This window comes from Burkholderia sp. SIMBA_051 (genome assembly GCF_046534915.1).
GTDB classification, from domain to species: Bacteria; Pseudomonadota; Gammaproteobacteria; order Burkholderiales; family Burkholderiaceae; genus Burkholderia; species Burkholderia ambifaria.
The window spans coordinates 1-264 of the sequence record NZ_JAWRXS010000403.1; the positions used below are offsets into that span (position 1 = coordinate 1).

The 264-nt window shown below is 70.8% G+C and carries 1 protein-coding gene; it reads left to right on the top strand.

Going from position 1 to position 264, the window contains the following annotated elements; translation table 11 throughout:
• A partial coding sequence (locus SB771_RS35050; protein ID WP_410722049.1) for a PilZ domain-containing protein occupies window positions 1-264 on the top strand: 264 nt, incomplete at both ends.

A 264-nucleotide genomic window follows, 5' to 3' on the forward strand; every position in this document is an offset into this window, starting at 1 on the left:
TGCGGCAACTGCGCAACACGCCGCGGGTGGCCATCTCGCTGGCCGCCATGCTGCTGCTGCCGGACGGGCGCACGGTCGCCTGCCGCACCAGCGACTACTCGCAGGGCGGCCTCGGCCTGGTGCTGCCGCCCGGGGTGCTGGTGCCCAACGGCATGCCGCTGAGCGTGTCGCTGTTCCGCAATGACGAGGAAGCCATGTTCCCTGCGCTGGTCACGTTCAGCCGCGGCGACCGCCTGGGGATCAGCTTCCAGTCACTGACGCTGG